At 65.3% G+C, this 18,261-nt stretch carries 14 protein-coding genes; 4 read left to right on the top strand and 10 right to left on the bottom strand.

The features are described from left to right. Nucleotides 1–5: 5 nt before the first annotated feature. The 3 genes from pyrH to rpsB form a co-directional block, all read right to left on the bottom strand. Nucleotides 6–668, bottom strand: a complete 663-nt coding sequence (gene pyrH / locus CJ010_RS12565; protein WP_240794608.1) for a UMP kinase — start codon at nt 666–668, stop codon at nt 6–8. Between the two features lie 64 nt (nt 669–732). After that, nucleotides 733–1,623: a translation elongation factor Ts gene (tsf, locus tag CJ010_RS12570; protein WP_141018346.1), complete on the bottom strand. Its 891-nt coding sequence runs from the start codon at nt 1,621–1,623 to the stop codon at nt 733–735. A gap of 102 nt (nt 1,624–1,725) precedes the next feature. Beyond that, nucleotides 1,726–2,481 carry a 30S ribosomal protein S2 gene (gene rpsB / locus CJ010_RS12575; protein WP_141018347.1) on the bottom strand — a complete coding sequence of 252 codons (756 nt, stop codon included), beginning with the start codon at nt 2,479–2,481 and terminating at the stop codon, nt 1,726–1,728. Nucleotides 2,482–2,771: 290 nt separating this feature from the next. On the opposite strand from rpsB, the gene map reads away from it, so the two are divergent. Both map and CJ010_RS12585 read left to right on the top strand, forming a co-directional pair. Then, complete coding sequence (gene map, locus CJ010_RS12580; protein WP_141018348.1) at nt 2,772–3,590, top strand: type I methionyl aminopeptidase; 819 nt, start codon at nt 2,772–2,774, stop codon at nt 3,588–3,590. 30 nt (nt 3,591–3,620) lie between these two features. Next, the gene (locus CJ010_RS12585; RefSeq protein WP_141018349.1) at nt 3,621–6,206 is read left to right on the top strand and encodes a [protein-PII] uridylyltransferase; all 2,586 of its coding nucleotides are present in this window, start codon (nt 3,621–3,623) and stop codon (nt 6,204–6,206) included. Nucleotides 6,207–6,295: 89 nt separating this feature from the next. Here the strand turns inward: CJ010_RS12585 and CJ010_RS12590 are convergent, their stop codons facing one another. Continuing rightward, nucleotides 6,296–6,802, bottom strand: a complete 507-nt coding sequence (locus CJ010_RS12590) for a TIGR00645 family protein (protein WP_141018350.1) — start codon at nt 6,800–6,802, stop codon at nt 6,296–6,298. A 200-nt stretch (nt 6,803–7,002) separates the two neighbouring features. Here CJ010_RS12590 and CJ010_RS12595 point away from each other — a divergent pair, with 200 nt between their 5' ends. Next, the gene (locus CJ010_RS12595) at nt 7,003–8,616 is read left to right on the top strand and encodes an NAD(P)/FAD-dependent oxidoreductase (RefSeq protein WP_141018351.1); all 1,614 of its coding nucleotides are present in this window, start codon (nt 7,003–7,005) and stop codon (nt 8,614–8,616) included. 3 nt (nt 8,617–8,619) lie between these two features. Here the strand turns inward: CJ010_RS12595 and CJ010_RS12600 are convergent, their stop codons facing one another. From CJ010_RS12600 to CJ010_RS12620, 5 genes are all read right to left on the bottom strand, one after another. After that, nucleotides 8,620–9,963, bottom strand: coding sequence for a sigma-54 dependent transcriptional regulator (locus CJ010_RS12600; protein ID WP_141018352.1), 1,344 nt, complete (start codon nt 9,961–9,963; stop codon nt 8,620–8,622). 10 nt (nt 9,964–9,973) lie between these two features. Next, a complete protein-coding gene (locus CJ010_RS12605; protein ID WP_141018353.1) occupies nt 9,974–11,767 on the bottom strand; it encodes an ATP-binding protein in 1,794 nt (597 codons plus the stop codon). 4 nt (nt 11,768–11,771) lie between these two features. After that, nucleotides 11,772–12,185, bottom strand: coding sequence for a DUF1850 domain-containing protein (locus CJ010_RS12610; protein WP_141018354.1), 414 nt, complete (start codon nt 12,183–12,185; stop codon nt 11,772–11,774). Next, on the bottom strand, nt 12,185–14,221 hold the full coding sequence (locus CJ010_RS12615) for a TRAP transporter permease (protein WP_141018355.1): 2,037 nt from the start codon (nt 14,219–14,221) through the stop codon (nt 12,185–12,187). The genes CJ010_RS12610 and CJ010_RS12615 overlap by 1 nt, the downstream gene beginning before the upstream one ends. A gap of 145 nt (nt 14,222–14,366) precedes the next feature. Next, the gene (locus CJ010_RS12620; protein WP_141018356.1) at nt 14,367–15,317 is read right to left on the bottom strand and encodes a TAXI family TRAP transporter solute-binding subunit; all 951 of its coding nucleotides are present in this window, start codon (nt 15,315–15,317) and stop codon (nt 14,367–14,369) included. 343 nt (nt 15,318–15,660) lie between these two features. On the opposite strand from CJ010_RS12620, the gene CJ010_RS12625 reads away from it, so the two are divergent. Continuing rightward, complete coding sequence (locus CJ010_RS12625; RefSeq protein ID WP_141018357.1) at nt 15,661–16,770, top strand: NAD(P)/FAD-dependent oxidoreductase; 1,110 nt, start codon at nt 15,661–15,663, stop codon at nt 16,768–16,770. A gap of 19 nt (nt 16,771–16,789) precedes the next feature. Here the strand turns inward: CJ010_RS12625 and CJ010_RS12630 are convergent, their stop codons facing one another. Next, on the bottom strand, nt 16,790–18,247 hold the full coding sequence (locus CJ010_RS12630) for an NAD-dependent succinate-semialdehyde dehydrogenase (protein WP_141018358.1): 1,458 nt from the start codon (nt 18,245–18,247) through the stop codon (nt 16,790–16,792). Nucleotides 18,248–18,261: the final 14 nt, after the last annotated feature.

Here is an 18,261-nt window from a genome sequence, read left to right on the forward strand (position 1 = left end):
ACTCCTCAGGAATGAACCAGCGTGCCTTCGTCTTCACCCATCACGACACGCTTGAGCGCGCCCGGCTTGAAGATCGAGAACACGTTGATCGGCAGTTTCTGGTCACGGCACAGCGCGAAGGCGGTCGCATCGAGGACTGCGAGATTTCGGCCGATCGCCTCGTCGAAGCTGATGCGGTGGTAGCGTTGGGCTGTCGGATCCTTCTTCGGATCCGCGGTGTAGACGCCATCGACCTTGGTGGCCTTGAGCACGATCTGGGCACCGATCTCGGAACCCCGCAGCGCCGCGGCTGTGTCGGTGGTAAAGAACGGATTGCCCGTGCCGGCAGCAAAGATCACCACCCTGCCCTCTTCGAGATGGCGGATGGCGCGACCGCGGATATAGGGTTCGACGACCTGGTCGATGCGCAGCGCCGACTGGACTCGGGCCTCGACGCCGCAGCGTCGCATGGTGTCGGCTAGTGCCATCGCGTTCATCACGGTGGCGAGCATGCCCATGTAGTCGGCGGTGGCACGGTCCATGCCGGAGGCAGCCCCCTTCATGCCGCGGAAAATGTTACCGCCGCCGATCACCACGCCGACCTGGACGCCCAGGCGACTGACTTCGGCTATCTCCGAGACGATGCGGCTGACCACATCCTCGTTGATGCCGTAGGCGTCGTCGCCCATGAGGGCTTCGCCGGAGAGCTTGAGCAGGATGCGCTTGTATGCGGCGGCGGTCACATGTGACTCCTTACTTCTTGGCCGCAGCGGCAGCCTGTTCGGCCACTTCGGCGGCGAAGTCGGTAACCTTCTTCTCGATGCCTTCGCCGACAACGTACAGAACGAAGGAGGCCACCGATGCGCCACGGGCCTTCAGCAGGGCTTCGACGGTCTGCTTGTCGTCCTTGACGAAGGGCTGGCCGAGCAGGGTCACTTCCTTCAGGAACTTCTGCACGGTGCCTTCTGCGATCTTCTCGAGCATGGCTTCCGGCTTGCCGGCTTCGCGGGCCTTCTCGATCGCGATGCGGCGTTCGGAGTCGATCAGTTCGGCGGACACGCCCGATGCGTCGAGCGACTTCGGCTTCGACGCGGCGATGTGCATGGCCAGATCCTTGGCCAGTTGCTCGTCACCGCCGACGAGGTCGACCAGCACGCCGATCTTGGCTCCGGCGTGAACATAGCTGGCGACCTGACCCTTGGCTTCAATGCGGCTGAAGCGGCGAATGGTGATGTTCTCGCCAATCTTGCCGACCAGCGCGGTGCGGAAGGCTTCGACGGTCTGGCCTTCGAGTTCGAGCGCGGAGAGCGCTGCGACGTCGGCCGGGTTCTTGGTGGCGACGAGGCCGGCGAGCGAGGCGGCGAGCGCGATGAAATCGTCGTTCTTGGCGACGAAGTCGGTTTCACAGTTCAGCTCGACCATTGCAGCCAGCTTGCCGTCAGCCGACACGGAAATGCCGACGATGCCTTCGGCAGTGACGCGCGCGGCGGCCTTGGAGGCCTTGTTGCCGAGCTTGATGCGCAGCACTTCTTCGGCCTTGGCCATGTCGCCGCCGGCTTCGGTCAGTGCCTTCTTGCATTCCATCATCGGCGCGTCGGTCTTCTCGCGCAGTTCCTTGACCATGCTTGCGGTGATTTCCGCCATGTTAGCTCCTGGATTGCTGGGCGCGACCGCCCGTCACAAGACGCAGCCGCCGCGCGGGGGAATGTCTTTACTGTGCCCGGCCCGCGGGGCCGGGCAGGAAAATCAGCCTTGCTGTTCCTGGCTGCCTTCCTCGACTTCGACGAATTCGTCACCGCCGGCGGCGACGATTTCCTGCAGCACCTGGCTGCGGCCTTCCAGCACGGCGTCGGCCACGCCACGGGCGTACAGACGGATGGCGCGGGAGGAGTCGTCGTTGCCCGGGATGATGTAGTCGATGCCGTCCGGCGAGTGGTTGGTATCGACCACGCCGACGACCGGAATGCCCAGCTTCTGGGCTTCGGTCACGGCGATCTTGTGGTAGCCGACGTCGATGATGAAGATGGCGTCGGGCAGGCCGCCCATCTCCTTGATGCCGCCGATGCTCTTCTGCAGCTTTTCGAGTTCGCGGGTCACGGTCAGCGCTTCGCGCTTGGACAGACGCTCGATGGAGCCGTCTTCGATCATGGCCTCGACTTCCTTCAGGCGCTTGATCGACTGCTTGACGGTCTTGAAGTTGGTCAGCATGCCGCCGAGCCAGCGCTCGTCAACATAGGGCATGCCGGCGCGGCGGGCTTCTTCGGCGAGGATTTCGCGAGCCTGACGCTTGGTGGAAACGAAGAGGATCGTGCCGCGGTTGGCCGCCAGCTTGCGCACGAAGTTCATCGCTTCGGTGTACTTCACCATCGTCTTTTCGAGGTTGACGATGTGGATCTTGTTGCGCTGGCCGAAGATGTAAGGGGCCATGCGCGGATTCCAGAAACGGGTCTGGTGGCCGAAGTGGACGCCCGCTTCGAGCATCTGACGCATCGTGACAGTCATGTGAAACTCCAATCTAGGGTTGAACCTCCGCCCGTCAGCGTGGTCAGCAAATGGTCCGGGAGCCGGACGACATTTTGCTGCCCACCTTTTGCCGCGATGCCAGTCAAAGTGAAACCGGATGCATCGCAGACCCCATTCTGGCGAGCGTGCGGATTTTGCCTGCGCTAGCAGACAAGCCCGTGATCTTAGCATGCACGCGTTACACGGCTCAAGGCTCGGCGCGCGTTCGCGTTTGCCCGAATGGGACGCATGCGCTAGCCTTGTGACCTTTTGAAGGCCCGACCCCAGCAATGAGCATTACCCTCAAGACCCAAGAAGAAATAGAACAGATGCGCGTGGCCTGCCGACTGGCAGCGGAAGTGCTCGACCACGTCGAGCCTTTCGTGAAACCCGGCGTGACCACAGCCGAACTCGACCGTATTTGCCATGAGTACATGGTGAACGTGCAGCGTACCGTGCCGGCGCCGCTCAACTACGCCCCGCCGGGCTACACGCCCTACCCCAAGTCGATCTGCACCTCGGTGAACCACCAAGTCTGTCATGGCATTCCGAGCGACAAGGCGTTGAAGAAGGGCGATATCGTCAATCTCGACATCACGGTCATCACGCCCGAAGGCTTTCACGGCGATACCAGCCGGATGTTCATCGTCGGCGGCGAAGGCAGCATCCTGGCCAAGCGCCTGTGTCACGTCACGTTCGAATGCCTCTGGCTGGGCATCGCGGCGGTACGGCCGGGCGCGCGCCTCGGCGATATCGGCAGCGTCATCCAGAAGCATGCAGAGGGCAATGGCTTCTCGGTGGTGCGCGAATTCTGCGGGCATGGCATCGGGCGCAAGTTCCACGAAGAGCCGCAGGTACTCCATTACGGCAAGGCCGGCACCGGCGTCGAACTGCAGCCAGGCATGATCTTTACGATCGAGCCCATGATCAACGCCGGCAAGGCGGCGATCTCGGAGCTGCCCGACGGCTGGACCATCGTCACCAAGGACCGCAGCCTGTCGGCGCAGTGGGAGCACACCATCGTCGTGACCGAGACCGGTGTCGAGGTGCTGACCCTGTCGGAGAAGTGCCCACCGCCGCCGTCACTGGTCGCTGCAGCCTTTGCCTGAACCGGAAACTCGGCCCGCGGCCTGGAAAAGATGAACGACACCGCGATTTCTATCGACACGCTTCAGACTGCGATTGCCGACGCGCGCAGGCAGCTCGCCGAAGGCAGTGCCGCGCTGCGCACTGCCTACGAGACGCACCCCCTCACCGCGACCGTGCTCAAGGGGCGTGCCAGACTGGTCGATGCCGCCATCCTGCAGCTGTGGCGCGGTTGCGGCATGCCGCTGGAGGCCACGCTGGTGGCGGTCGGCGGCTATGGGCGCGGCGAGCTGTATCCCTGCTCGGATGTCGATCTGTTGATCCTGCTCGCCGAACCGGCCGATTCTGATCTGCAGGCGCGTCTTTCGACCCTGGTCGGCGCGCTGTGGGACATCGGGCTGGAGATCGGCCACAGCGTGCGGACCGTGGAAGAGTGTCTGGATGCGGCGATGAACGACATCACCGTCCAGACCAATCTGCTCGAATCCCGCCTGCTGACCGGCGACGCGGAGCTCTTTGCTGGTTTCCAGGCACGCTATACCGAGATGCTGGACGTGCGTGCCTTCTTCAAGGCCAAGCAGCTCGAGCAGGAGCAGCGCTACGCCCGCTACAACGACACGCCTTACTCACTCGAACCCAACTGCAAGGAAAGCCCTGGCGGCTTGCGCGACCTGCAGATGCTGGGCTGGATTGCCCGCGCGGCCGGCCTGGGACGCAACTGGCGAGACCTTGCCCGCCGTCGTCTGATCACCGGCGAGGAGGCGAGCGACCTGCGCAGCGTGGAGCGCTTCCTGCAGCATGTCCGCATCCGGCTGCACTACCTGACAGGTCGATCCGAAGATCGCCTGCTCTTCGATCACCAGGAAAAGCTGGCCCGCATCATGGGCATCGAGGCCACGGTCGGCAAGCGTGCCTCCGAAGTCTTCATGCAGCGCTACTACCTGACGGCGAAGAAGGTTACCCAGATCAACGCCATCCTTCTGCAGAACTACGGCACCGAGATCTTCCCCGACCGCGGCGGCGCAGCGGTAGCGATCAACGCGCGTTTCCAGGCGGTGCGCGAACTGCTCGACATCCGCAACGAAAAGGTCTTCGAGCGTCATCCCTCGGCCTTGCTGGAGTGCTTCCTGCTGATGCAGCAGCATCCGGAACTCAAGGGAATGACCGCCCGCAGCCTGCGCGCGCTGTGGCTCAACCGCAATCGCATCAACGCGGCTTTCCGCGCCGACCCGGCCAATCGCGCCCTTTTTCTGCGCATCCTCCAGGAGAAGCGCGGCATCGTGCACGAGTTCCGGCGCATGAACCAGTACGGCATCCTGTCGCGCTACCTGCCGCCGTGGCGGAAGATCCTCTGCCAGATGCAGCACGACCTCTTCCACGTCTATACGGTCGACCAGCACATCCTGATGGTGCTGCGCAACGTGCGGCGCTTCACCATGGGCGAGCATGCTCATGAATATCCGCTGATGACGCGTCTGATTCTCGGTTTCGAGCGTCACTGGCTGCTCTACGTGGCCGCGCTTTATCACGACATCGCGAAGGGGCGCGGCGGCGATCATTCCAGGCTCGGCATGGAGGAAGCCCGCGAGTTCTGCGATGAGCACGGTCTTTCCGACGAGGATGCGGAGCTGGTCGTCTGGTTGGTCGAGCACCACCTGACGATGTCGCATGTCGCCCAGAAGGAAGACACCTCCGACCCCGACGTGGTGCGTCGCTTCGCCGATACCGTCGGCAGCGAGCGCCGGCTTACCGCACTCTACCTTCTGACCCATGCCGATATCCGCGGCACCAGCCCCAAGGTCTGGAACGGCTGGAAGGGCAAGTTGCTGGAAGACCTCTTCTTCGCTACGCAGCGCCTCCTGCGTGGCGCCACGCCGCAGCAGGCGCTAGGCCTCGACGACCGTCAGGAAGACGCGCGCAGCCTGTTGCGCTACCACGGCCTGCGTCCCGGCGTGGAGGATGCGCTGTGGGCGCAGCTGGATGCGGTCTACTTCATGCGGCATTCGCCGGAGGAGATCGCCTGGCACACTCGCCTGTTGTACTTCAGGCCCGAGGTCGAGGAGCCGGTTGTCAAGGCGCGCGTGTCCGAAGGCGACGAAGGCGTGCAGGTAATGGTGTTCACGCGCGACCAGAAGGATCTGTTCGTGCGCATCACCGGCTTCTTCGGGCGTATCGGTTTCACCATTCTCGACGCCAAGGTGCATACCACCCGCCACGGCTATGCGCTCGACAGCTTCATGCTGCAGGACCCGGGCAACGCCGCACCTTATCGAGACGTCGTCTCGCTGATCGAACACGAACTCACGGCCCGACTGTTGAATCCGGGTGCGCCGGAGCGCCCGTCGACGGGGCGGCTGTCGCGCCAGGTGAAGCATTTCCCGATCACGCCGGAAGTGCGCATCCGCCCGGACGATGCGGGCAAACACTACATTCTCTCCTTGATCGCGGCTGACCGCCCGGGGCTCTTGTTCGACGTGGCCGAAGTGCTGGCAAAATACGGCATCAGCCTGCAGACGGCCAAGATCGCCACGCTGGGCGAGCGTGTCGAGGATACCTTCCTGTTGACCGGCAGCGGCCTGTCGCAGGACGCGCACGTGCTGCGAGTGGAGCGCGAGCTGCTCGAACGCCTGCAGCTGTAAACGCAGACGGGGCCGACACGCCAAGTGTCCGGCCCCGTTGCGGTGGGTGCTGCCGGGGCGACGTCGCCCCGCTTTTTTTGTTTGCGCGCTCAGTGACCCTTGTGACCCAGCTTGTCCATCAGCGCGTACAGCACGCCGGAGAACAGGAAGGTGACGTGGATGCCGACCATCCAGCCGAGATGGCGATCCGACAGGTTGCCCACGTTCATGAAGGCCTTCAGCAGTTCGATACCGGAAATCGCCACGATGGAACCGATCAGCTTGATCTTGAGGTCGGAAAAGCCGATGTGGCCCATCCAGTCCGGCCTGTCCTGGTGGCTGTGGAGGTCTTCCATTTTGGAGACGAAGTTCTCGTAGCCGCTGAACATGATGATGACCAGGAGGTTCATGATCAGCGCGATGTCCACCAGCGACAGCACGCCGATGATCATCTCGCCCCCGCTTGCCGTCATGATGTGGCCGACCAGGTTGGCGATTTCCTTGGCGAATTTCACCAGCAGTACGATCATGGCCAGGACCAGGCCGAAATAAACCGGTGCCATCAGCCAGCGGCTACTGAAGAGCACGTGTTCGAACAGCTTTTCGAGACGTTTCATGACGCTTCGCAGATGTGAAGGAAGGCGGCATTGTAGCAGCGGCCTCCGCGGCGCACGCGTTCGGGATTCTGCGATGCAGCATGAAAATGCCCGCAGCGGCCGATGGCGCCGCAACGAGGCCATCCCCCGAGCTTCCTGTAAAATCCCCCGCCTCCGGCCCTGGCGGCCGAGCCCGATTTAGCCTCCGACACTGGATCCCCATGCTGCGAATCACCGAACTCAGATTGCCCCTCGAACATCCGCCGGAGGCGCTGCGCGCGGCGATCGTGCGGCGACTCGGGATAGGCGCGGACGATCTCGTCGATTTCGCTGTCTTCAAGCGCAGCTACGATGCGCGCAAGTCGGACGCGCTGACCTTCATCTACACCATCGACCTCACGCTGAAGAACGAGGCCGAGGTGCTGAACAAGTTCGCTGGCGACCGCCACGTCGGGCTGGCGCCGGACACCAACTACCGCTTCGTCGGACGGGCGCCGGAACACTTCGGCCAGCGTCCGCTGGTGGTCGGTTTCGGCCCCTGTGGCATCTTCGCCGCGCTGGTGCTGGCGCAGATGGGCTTTCGGCCCATTGTCCTCGAACGGGGCAAGGCCGTGCGCGAACGCACCCAGGACACCTGGGGCCTGTGGCGCAAGCATGTGCTCAATCCGGAATCCAACGTACAGTTCGGTGAAGGCGGTGCCGGCACTTTTTCCGACGGCAAGCTCTATAGCCAGATCAAGGATCCGAAGCACTACGGCCGCAAGGTGCTGACCGAATTCGTCAAGGCCGGTGCACCGGAGGAAATCCTCTACGTCAGCAAGCCGCACATCGGCACCTTCCGCCTGGTCGGCATGGTCGAGACCATGCGGGCGGAGATCGAGTCGCTCGGCGGCGAAATCCGCTTCCAGCAACGCGTAGCCGATGTGCTGATCGACAACGGCCACATCCGCGGCGTGACGCTGGCCAGTGGCGAACAGCTGCGCAGCGACCACGTCGTCCTGGCGCTGGGCCACAGTGCGCGCGACACCTTCGAGATGCTGCACGAGCGCGGGGTGTTCATGGAGGCGAAGCCCTTCTCGGTGGGCTTCCGCATCGAGCACCCGCAGTCCCTCATCGACAAGGCGCGCTTGGGCAAGTACGCCGGCAATCCGCTGCTCGGCGCCGCCGACTACAAGCTGGTGCACCATGCGAAGAACGGCCGCTCGGTGTACAGCTTCTGCATGTGTCCGGGCGGCACGGTGGTGGCGGCCACTTCCGAGCCGAACCGGGTGGTCACCAACGGCATGAGCCAGTATTCGCGCAACGAGCGCAATGCCAATGCCGGCATCGTGGTCGGCATCACGCCGGACGATTACCCGGGCGGCCCGCTTGCCGGCATTGCCTTCCAGCGCGAGCTGGAGTCGCGTGCCTTCGTGCTCGGCGGCGGCGACTACAACGCCCCGGCGCAACTGGTGGGCGATTTCATTGCCGGCCGGCCATCGACCGAACTCGGCGCGGTCGAACCGTCATACAAGCCGGGGATCACCCTGGGCGATCTTTCGACCGCGCTCCCCGCCTACGCCATCGACGCGATGCGCGAGGCGATTCCGGCCTTCGAGCGACAGATCAAGGGATTCTCGATGCACGACGCGGTGCTGACCGGGGTGGAGACTCGCACTTCGTCGCCGCTGCGTCTGACCCGCGGCGACGACTACCAGAGCCTGAACGTCAAGGGCCTCTACCCGGCCGGCGAAGGTGCGGGTTACGCCGGAGGCATCCTCTCGGCCGGCGTGGACGGCATCCGGGTCGCCGAAGCAGTGGCTCAGGCCATGCTGGAAGAGGCTGGCAAGGCCTGAGCTTCAGGCGCCGGTTCGAAACCGGGCCGGATCAAGGTTGAAGCGCGCGAGCTTGTCGTACAGTGTCTTGCGCGGAATGCCGAGCGCCAGCGCAGCCGCCGCGACGTCGCCGCCGCCTTGCTGCAGTGCGGTTTCGATCAGGAACTGTTCGAAGGCTGCCAGGCGTTGCGGCATGGCCTGCCCTGCCACCGGCAGTCCTTCGGCCAGGGGGTGCCACAGGCCGAGCACGTGGCGTTCGGCCGCGTGCTGCAGTTCGCGCACATTGCCCGGCCAATCTGCGGTCATCAGCCAGTCGTGCAGTACCGGAGCAAGCGCGGGGGCGGGCCGCCCGTAGCGTTCGGCGGCCTTCAGGCAGAAGGCCTGGAACAGCTGCGGGATGTCCTCGCGCCGTTCGCGTAAGGGCGGCAGCGCGACGGTGACCACGTTGAGGCGGTAGTAGAGGTCGGCGCGAAAGCGCCCCGCTTCACTCTCCGACTTGAGATCGACCTTGGTGGCGGCAACGATGCGGCAGTCGACCGGCGTCAGCCGGTTCGAGCCGAGCCGCTCGACCACCCGTTCCTGCAGCACGCGCAGCAGCTTGGCCTGCAGTGCCAGCGGCATGCCCTCGATCTCGTCGAGAAAGAGGGTGCCGCCGCTGGCGTATTCGATCTTGCCGGCACGGCTGCGGGTGGCGCCGGTGAAGGCGCCCGGCTCCACCCCGAACATCTCGCTTTCGAACACGCTCTCGGGCAGTGCCGCACAGTTGATCGCAACGAAATTGCCCGTTCGCCTGCGTCCCGCCTCGTGCAGTCCGCGCGCGACGCGCTCCTTGCCGGTACCGGTCTCGCCGAGCACCAGCACATCGACGTCGGTGTCGGCGAGTTCGGCGATCAGGGCACGGACCTGACGCATGCGCGTGCTGTCGCCGATCAGGCCGCTGCCGGCGCCGTCGTCGGCCAGCCTGGCCTTGAGCGCACGGTTCTCCAGCACCAGCCGGCGTTTCTCGATGGCGCGTCGCACCACGTCCACCATGGTCTCGGGGGCGAAAGGTTTTTCGATGAAGTCGTAGGCACCGGCACGCATCGCCTCGACCGCCATCGACACGTCGCCGTGACCGGTGACCAGGATGACGGGCAGATCGGCATCGATCTCCATCGTCCGCCGCAGCAGGCTCAGCCCGTCCATGCCGGGCAGCCTCACGTCGGTGACCAGCACCAGCGGCGCATCGCGGCTCAGCTGCGGCAGGGCAGCCTCAGCGCGTGCGACACCGTCGACAGGCAGATCGGCAAGGGCGAAAGTCTGACAACCGGCCGCGCGCACGGCATCGTCGTCTTCGACGTAGAGCACCTTGAGTGGGGTTTCGTCCATATACACCTTCCTAGACCTGGCCGTCGGCTGGCGGCCAGGTCGCGCGTATTCTTGCGCCGCCGCTGTCCGACGCGCCGATTTCGAGTTGACCGCCCGAAGCGTCGACCAGATCGCCGACAATGGCCAGTCCCAGGCCCAGGCCATGACCGAGCGGTTTGGTCGAGAAAAAGGGTTGGGTGATCTTCTCCCGCAGCGCCGCCGGGATGCCGGGCCCGTTGTCCGCTACCTCCAGCCAGCGGCCGGTGTCGTCGCCGTGCGCCCTGAGTTCGATCTGACCGTCGGGGCGCCCGGCCAGTGCGTCCATGGCGTTGCCGACGAGGTTGGACGCTACCTGCTCGAGCGCCTGTGGGTCCAGCGGCAGGCTGTCTACGTCGATCACCAGCGTGAGGCGGATGCCCGCGGCTTGCAGGCGCTGTTCAAACCAGCTGGCGATGCGTTCGAGCGTCCGTTGTGCCGGCGCGATACCGCCGGCGCTCTGCTGGCGCGAGGCAAAGACCTTGAGCTGGGCGGTGAGTCGCGCCATGCGTTCGACGAGTTCGATGATCTGCTGGAGGTTCTCCTTCAGCGGCGCCAGTTGGCCGCGTTCCAGAAAGATCAGGCTGTTCCCGGCGAAGCCGCGCATTGCCGCAAGCGGTTGATTGAGCTCGTGCACCACGCCGGCGGCCATCTGGCCAAGGGCGCCGAGGCGGTTGGCCTCGATCAGTGCGCGCTGGGCGTTGCGCAGCTTGTCCTCGGCAGCCGCGCGTTCGGCCACTTCGTTGCGCAGTCGCGCATTGGTGGCGGCAAGGTCGGCAGTGCGGGTGGCGACCGTTTCCTCGAGTGCGGCCTGGGCGGCGAGCCGTTCGCGCAAGCGTCTTGCACGTTGTGCCCAGTAAAGCCCGCCGATGGCAGCGAGGCAGAGTGCGAGCGCGACCGCCAAGGCCTGGGCCTGGGCGGCGGTGGCGGCAGGTCTGGTGTCCATCAGCATCAGCATCCGCCAGTCGCTCCAGCGCAGGTTGCGGCTGCCGACGGCGTACTCGCGTCCTTCCAGCGATGCGCGCTGGGCGCTGCGCCACTTCAGCGGCAGTGTATCGAGCGGCGCGGTGTAGTACTGGCGGGTGGCGTCCAGCGTGGCGCGCGATTGCGGGCTCAGCGGCTCAAGCGTGGTGAACTTCCAGTGCGGACGCGACGACAGGGCGACCACGCCGTGGTGGTCCACCACCAGCAGGGCTTCGCCGCTTTCGGCCCAGGTGTTCTCCAGCGTGGTGAGTTCGACCTTGATGGCAAGCACGCCGATCACCTTGTCGCCCTCGCGCACAGGTTGGGCGATAAAGAAGCCGGGGATGCGGGTGGTGGCGCCCACGGCGAAGAACATGCCGGTGCGGCCGGCGAGCGCTTCGCGAAAGTACGGCCGGAAGGCGTAGTTCTCGCCGATGAAACTCTCGGGCTCGCGCCAGTTGCTCGCCGCCAGCGTGATGCCGGAGGGCGCGATCAGGTAGATGACCCCGGTGCCGGTCCGCGTGCGTACGTCGGCGAGCAAGGCGTTTGCGCGCGCGACCGCGTCCGGCGCGCCGGCGCTCGTCAGTACCTCCTGCAGCACCGGGTGTGGGGCCAGTACCGTGGGCAGGCTCTCGTTGCGCAGCAGTTCGGCGTCCAGGCTGGCGGACAGCAAGGCGAGGCGCTGCTGCGCCTGGACGGCCAGTTCGTCGACACCGGCCTGAAAGCGGTGCAGGTATACCGTCGCCAGCACCGGCAGCGTCAGTACCGCCAGGACCAGCGCCTTTTGCAGGGATGAGGGGAGCGAAATCAGTCGCAGGGTACGCATGTAGTCAGGGCGTCACGCCGGCGCCCTCCTCCTTGCCCGCCATGGAACAGGGCCTGACCTCGGTCACGCCGCCGTCGCTCGGCAGGATGGATGCGAGCGTACGGCAGGCGCCGTCGGCGGTACACCAGTCGTAGTCGGCGGTGTAGCCGGAGCGGGTCAGGCGCAGTGCCGGATGCGCCTGACGGGGGTGCCATTCCCACACGCCGTCATGCAGTTGCGCGCCTGGCGGTGGTTCCATGCCGGCGCCGTGGCCGCGCACACGGACGTGTTCGAGCACCAGTTCGGCGCCGCTGGCGCCCGCGCGTACCGACCAGTCTTCCTCCCAGCGCTGCCTTTCGATGGAGTGCGTCCAGGCGAGGGTGAAACTGTTCGCAACCAGCGCGACTGCGCCGACGCTGGTTGCGAGACAGACCGCCATCAGAGCGTGACCGGCGCCAGCCGACGGGCGCGCCACAGGTGCGTGGCGATCACCAGTGCGGCGAGGGCGAAGCCGAGTTCGTCGGTGATGGGCGCTGCGACCACCAGCAGCGCGGCGGCGGCGAAGGCCAGCACACGTTCGATCGGGCTCATCGGCGAGCGGAAGTAGCCCACGACGGTGGCACCCCACAGGAGGATGGCCAGCGCGGCCTTGAACACCACGTAGGCGGTGGCCTCCAGCCCCTTGTCTCCCTGCAGCATCAGCTCCGGCGCATAGACCGCCATGTAGGGCACGACGAAGCCCGCAGCGGCGATCTGGACTGCACGCATGCCGATCTTGAGTCCCGACTCCTTGGCGATCGGTGCCGCAGCGAAGGCGGCGAGCGCGACCGGCGGGGTCAGGTCGGCCATGATGCCGAAGTAGAACACGAACATGTGCGAGACGATCAGCGGCACGCCGAGCTCCAGCAGTGCGGGGGCTGCGATGGAACTGGTGATGATGTAATTCGGGATGGTCGGGATGCCCATGCCGAGCACCAGGCAGGTGAGCATGGTCAGTACCAGCGACAGGAAGAGGCTGTGGCTGCCGAGCTGGATGATGTAGCCAGCGAAGGTGGTGGCACTGCCGGTGAGCGTGAGCGAGCCGATGATCACCCCGACGAGCGCGCAGGCGACGCCGACCGGCAACGCATGCATTGCTCCCTCGACCAGCGCCTGTACAGCTATCCGCAGCGTCGCGCGGCCATCCTTGCGAGGAACCAGCAGTACCGCCAGCAGGCCGATCACCGCCATCACCGACACGATGCCGACCTTGGCGAAGGCCGAGCACGCAAGACCCAGTACGATCCAGAACAGGATGCGCAGCGAGGTGCCGTTCAGCCGTCCCGCGAACGCGGCGCCGAAGATCAGCACCACCGTCAGCGCCAACCCGACCATGCCGGAGAACATCGGCGTGAAGCCGGCGAAGAGCAGGTACACCAGGCCGATCAGCGGCATCAGCAGATACCAGCGCAGGCGCAGCGCGGCCCACGGATCGGGGCATTCCGATTTGGGCAGGCCCTTGAGGCCCTGTTTGCCGGCCTCGAGGTGCACCATCCAGAAAGCGGTGAAGAAGTACAGGATGGCGGGGATGGCGGCTGCCTTGGCGATTTCCACGTAAGGCACGTTGATGGTTTCGGCCATGATGAAGGCGACTGCGCCCATCACCGGCGGCATGATCTGCCCGCCCATCGAGCTGGTCGCTTCGACCGCGCCGGCAAAGGCCGGCTTGTAGCCAAACCTCTTCATCAGCGGAATCGTGAACTGGCCGGTAGTGACCACGTTGGCCACGCCGGAACCGTTGATCGTGCCCATCAGCCCGGACGAAACGACCGCCACCTTGCCCGGCCCGCCCTTGGTGTGGCCGACGGTGCCGAGCGCGAAATCGGTGAACAGCTGGATCATGCCTGCCTGTTCGAGGAAGGCGCCGAACAGGATGAAGAGGAAGATGTAGCTCGACGACACATAGGTGGGGGTGCCGTAGATGCCTTCGGTGCCGAAGGCGAGCTGACCGATCACCTGATCGAAACCGTAGCCGCGGTGGGCGAACGGACCCGGCAGGTGCTCGCCGAACAGGGCATAGCCGAGAAAGCCCAGGCAGATCAACGGCAGGGCCAGGCCCATCACACGCCGGGCAGCCTCGAACACCAGTACCAGCGTGATGACGCCGACCGCCATGTCGGCATCGGTCAGTTCGCCCGCGCGCTGCACCAGGTCGGCTTCGAACACCCAGTGGTAGGTCGCAAGCCCGATGGCGATGAAGCCGACCGCCTTGGTCAGCACGTGGGTCGGCCCGCTCTGGCCACCACGCAGCGGATAGAGCAGGAAGGTGAGGAGCAGCAGGAAGCCGACGTGCAGCGCCCGCACCACCGTACTGGAAATAGGACTGAAGGCGGAGGTGACGATCTGGAAGACGGAGAACAGGATGGCGGCGTAGAAGACGACGCGCAGCATGCTGCGACCGGCTTCGGCCGTGGGTTCGGAATGGAGCGTGGTCATGGAAACTCCGCAATGGAGGAGCGGCGCAAACGGCCGGACGCCGGGCGCGTATTCCTCGCGGCGCGCCGCGATGGCGGGCCGGGGTGTGCGTCGGCATACACGCCCCGCCGGCCCTGGCCGGCAAGGCGCAAGCGGGGTGAGCGGCTTACTTGATCAGGCCGCGTTCCCGGTAGTACTTCTCGGCGCCGGCGTGCAGCGGGATGGGAAGGCCGTCGATCGCGGTCTCGAGCTTGATCTGGCGGGCCGCAGCGTGCGAATTGCCGAGACGGGGCAGATTGTCGAAGATGCCTTTGGTCATCTGATAGACGACCTCGGCGGGCACCTTTTCGTGCGTCACCAGCAGGTTGTTGATCGCCACGGTCGGCACTTCGGCGGTCTGGCCGTCATACGTGTTGGGCGGGATGGCAGCCGAGCGATAGGCAGCATCGCCCACCTTGGCGACGACATCGGCCGGGACCGGCACAAAGTTGACCTTGACCGCGGTCGACAGGTCGCGCAACGCGGCCACGCCGAGACCGGCCGATTGCAGGGTGACGTCGATCTGGCGGTTCTTCATCAACTCGACCGATTCGCCGAAGGGCAGGTACTCCACCTTGCCGAAGTCGGCATAGGACAGGCCGGCTGCCTTGAGGATGGCACGGGCGTTGATCTCGGTGCCGGAACGCGGCGCACCCACCGAGATCCGTTTGCCCTTGAGATCGGCCAGCGTCTTGATGTTGGCATCAGCCAGGGCGACGATCTGGATGTAGTTGGGATACACCGAGGCCACCGCACGCAGTTTGTCCAGCGGCTTGGTAAAGCCGGCTTCCGCCTCGCCCTTCCATGCATCCGACACCGAGTCCGCCAGTGAGAAACCGATCTCGCCGCGTCCGCTCTGCAGCAGGTTGAGGTTTTCGGCCGAGGCCTTGGTAGCCTGGACCTGGACCTTGGAGTCGGCGATGCTTTCGCCGTAGATCTGCGAGAGCGTGACGCCAAGCGGGTAATACACCCCGCTGGTGCCGCCGGTGAGCACGTTGACGAATGTGGTGGCGGAGGCGGCGGTCGTGGCTGCGGCAAACAGGACGCCCATGGCGCACTTGCGGACGTAGGATGGCATCGAGAGTCTCCGAATTAGTTGGATTTATGTTCCCATTACTGGGTGGTACGAGTTTAGCAAAGCCCATGCCATGACGGTGAGGTCAGGGTATGTGGTATAAGTTGATGTTTTATATGGTGTTATTCTTCATTCCGAAAGGCTGATCCGGATTTCTTCCGGAATTCCAGAACTTCACCGTCTTTGCTGTCCGGAATTCCGGAATATCGGCTTGTCGCGTCAGTGCCTTGTCATGGCTGCTGCGCTCATGGGGACTTTCCGTCCGCGCAGGCGATCTGGTACAACCCAGCTCCCTGGAGTGCGTCGACGGTCGACGCGGGCGACCGGAAAGACGGAGAAAACGGTAATGGAGACAGCAGATTGCGTGGTGATCGGGGCCGGCGTCGTGGGTCTAGCCTGTGCGCGCTCGCTTGCCGCGTCGGGACGGGAAGTCTTGGTCGTCGAGCGTGAAACCGCCTTCGGCACGGGCATCAGCTCGCGCAACAGCGAGGTGATCCACGCCGGCCTCTACTATCCGCCCGGCTCGCTGAAGGCACGCTTGTGTGTCGAAGGCCGCCGCCTGCTCTATCCGTATTGCGAAGCGCATGGCGTTGCCCACGCGCGCTGCGGCAAGCTGGTGGTGGCGCCATGGGCAGACATGGCCGAAAGGCTGGATCAGATCCGAGCCCGGGCCGAGGCCAACGGCGTGGACGACCTGCGCCTGCTCGACCGGGCAGCAATCCGCGAACTGGAGCCTGCGCTCGACGCCCACGCCGCCCTGCTCTCCCCTTCGACCGGCATCGTCGACAGCCATGGCCTGATGCTGGCTTTGCTGGGCGATGCCGAGCGCGACGGCGCGATGCTGGCGCTCGCCAGTCCGGTGCTAGGGGGTAAGGCGGACGGCGACGGCGTGATCCTCGACGTGGGCGGTGCTCAGGCGCTGCAGCTGCGCGCGCGCTGGGTCGTCAATGCCGCCGGTCTGGATGCGGTGGCGCTCGGAGCGGCGATCGAGGGTATCCCGCCAGCCATGCTGCCGCATGCGCGCTATGCCCGCGGCGTCTATTTCAGCCACGCCGGCAGCGTGCCCTTCTCGCGGCTGATCTATCCGATTCCGGAGCCCGGCGGGCTCGGTGTGCACCTCACGCTCGATCTCGGCGGCCAGGCCAAGTTCGGGCCGGACGTCGAGTGGATCGATGTCCCCGACTACCGCGTCGATCCCGCGCGCGCGGAACATTTCTACCGTGCGATTCGCAACTGGTGGCCGGGGCTGGAGGATGGGCGCCTGGTGCCGGGCTATGCCGGCGTGCGGCCGAAGATTGTCGGCCCCGGCGAAGCGGATGCCGATTTCCGTATCGACGGCCCGGCCCAGCACGGCGTATCCGGTCTGGTACACCTCTTCGGCATCGAGTCGCCGGGGCTGACTGCAGCGCTTGCGATCGGCGAAGAGGTGGCTGGTATCGTCGGCAGGGGTGCCTGAGCGAAGCGCGCCGCGCTGCCTAGCGTATGCCGCCGAGGCAGAGGTATTTCACCTCCAGGTAGTCCTCGATGCCGTACTTCGAGCCTTCACGGCCGATGCCGGACTCCTTCATGCCGCCAAAGGGCGCCACTTCGGTGGAGATGATGCCTTCGTTGATGCCGACGATGCCGTATTCCAGCCTTTCGGCGACCCGCCACACGCGTGCGATGTCGCGTGCGTAGAAGTAGGCGGCAAGCCCGAACTCGGTGTCGTTGGCCATCCGCACCGCTTCCTCTTCGGTGTGGAAGCGGAACAGCGGCGCCACCGGGCCGAAGATTTCCTCACGCGCGACCCGCATCTCCGGGGTGACGCCGGTGATGATGGTCGGTTCGAAGAAGCCGTGGTCCAGGCTGTGGCGCTTGCCGCCGAGCAGCACCTGCGCGCCCTTGGCGGTGGCATCGGCGAGCAGTTCCTCGACCTTGGCGATGGCGTCCTGATTGATCAGCGGACCTTGCTGCACGTCGCCGGAAAGCCCTGGTCCCACCTTCATGCTCGCCACCGCCTCGGCCAGCCTGGCGGCGAAGGCATCGTAGATGCCGTCCTGCACCAGCAGGCGGTTGGCACAGACGCAGGTCTGGCCGGCATTGCGGTACTTGGAGGCGATGGCGCCGGCCACCGCGGCGTCGAGATCGGCGTCATCGAAGACGATGAAGGGCGCATTGCCGCCGAGTTCGAGCGATACCTTCTTCACCGTGCCGGCACACTGGGCCATCAACAGCTTGCCGACCGCGGTCGAACCGGTGAAGGAGAGCTTGCGCACCGTCGGGTTGGCGGTAAGCTCGCCGCCCACTTCGGGCGCCTTCATGGTTGTGACGACGTTGAACACACCCTTGGGCACGCCGGCCCGTTCGGCCAGCTCGGCGAGCGCCAGCGCGCACAGCGGCGTGTCTTCGGCCGGCTTGATGACGATGGCGCAGCCGGCGGCAAGCGCCGGGCCTGCCTTGCGGGTGATCATCGCGATCGGGAAATTCCATGGCGTGATCGCAGCGACCACGCCAATCGGCTCCTTCAGCACGACGATGCGCTTGTCCGAGCCATGCCCGGGGATCACGTCGCCATAGACGCGTTTGCCTTCCTCCGCGAACCACTCGATGAAGGAGGCGCCGTAGGCCACCTCGCCACGTGCTTCGGCGAGCGGTTTGCCCTGCTCAGAGGTCATCAGCACCGCCAGGTCTTCCTGGTTCGCCATGACGAGCTCGAACCACTTGCGCAGGATGGCGGCACGTTCCTTGGCAGTTCTGGCGCGCCAGGTCGGCAGCGCGGCATTGGCCGCGGCGATGGCGCGGCGGGTTTCTGCGGCACCCAGGCTGGGCACGCTGGCGATACGGCTGCCGTCGGCAGGGTTGGTCACATCGAAACGGGCGCCGTCGTCGGCACCGACCCAGGCTCCGTCGATGTAGGCGGATTCGCGCAGCAGCGCGCGGTCTTTGAGTTCCATGGCGTCTCCTCGAA

It is taken from the genome of Azoarcus sp. DD4 (assembly GCF_006496635.1).
Classification (GTDB): Bacteria; Pseudomonadota; Gammaproteobacteria; order Burkholderiales; family Rhodocyclaceae; genus Azoarcus.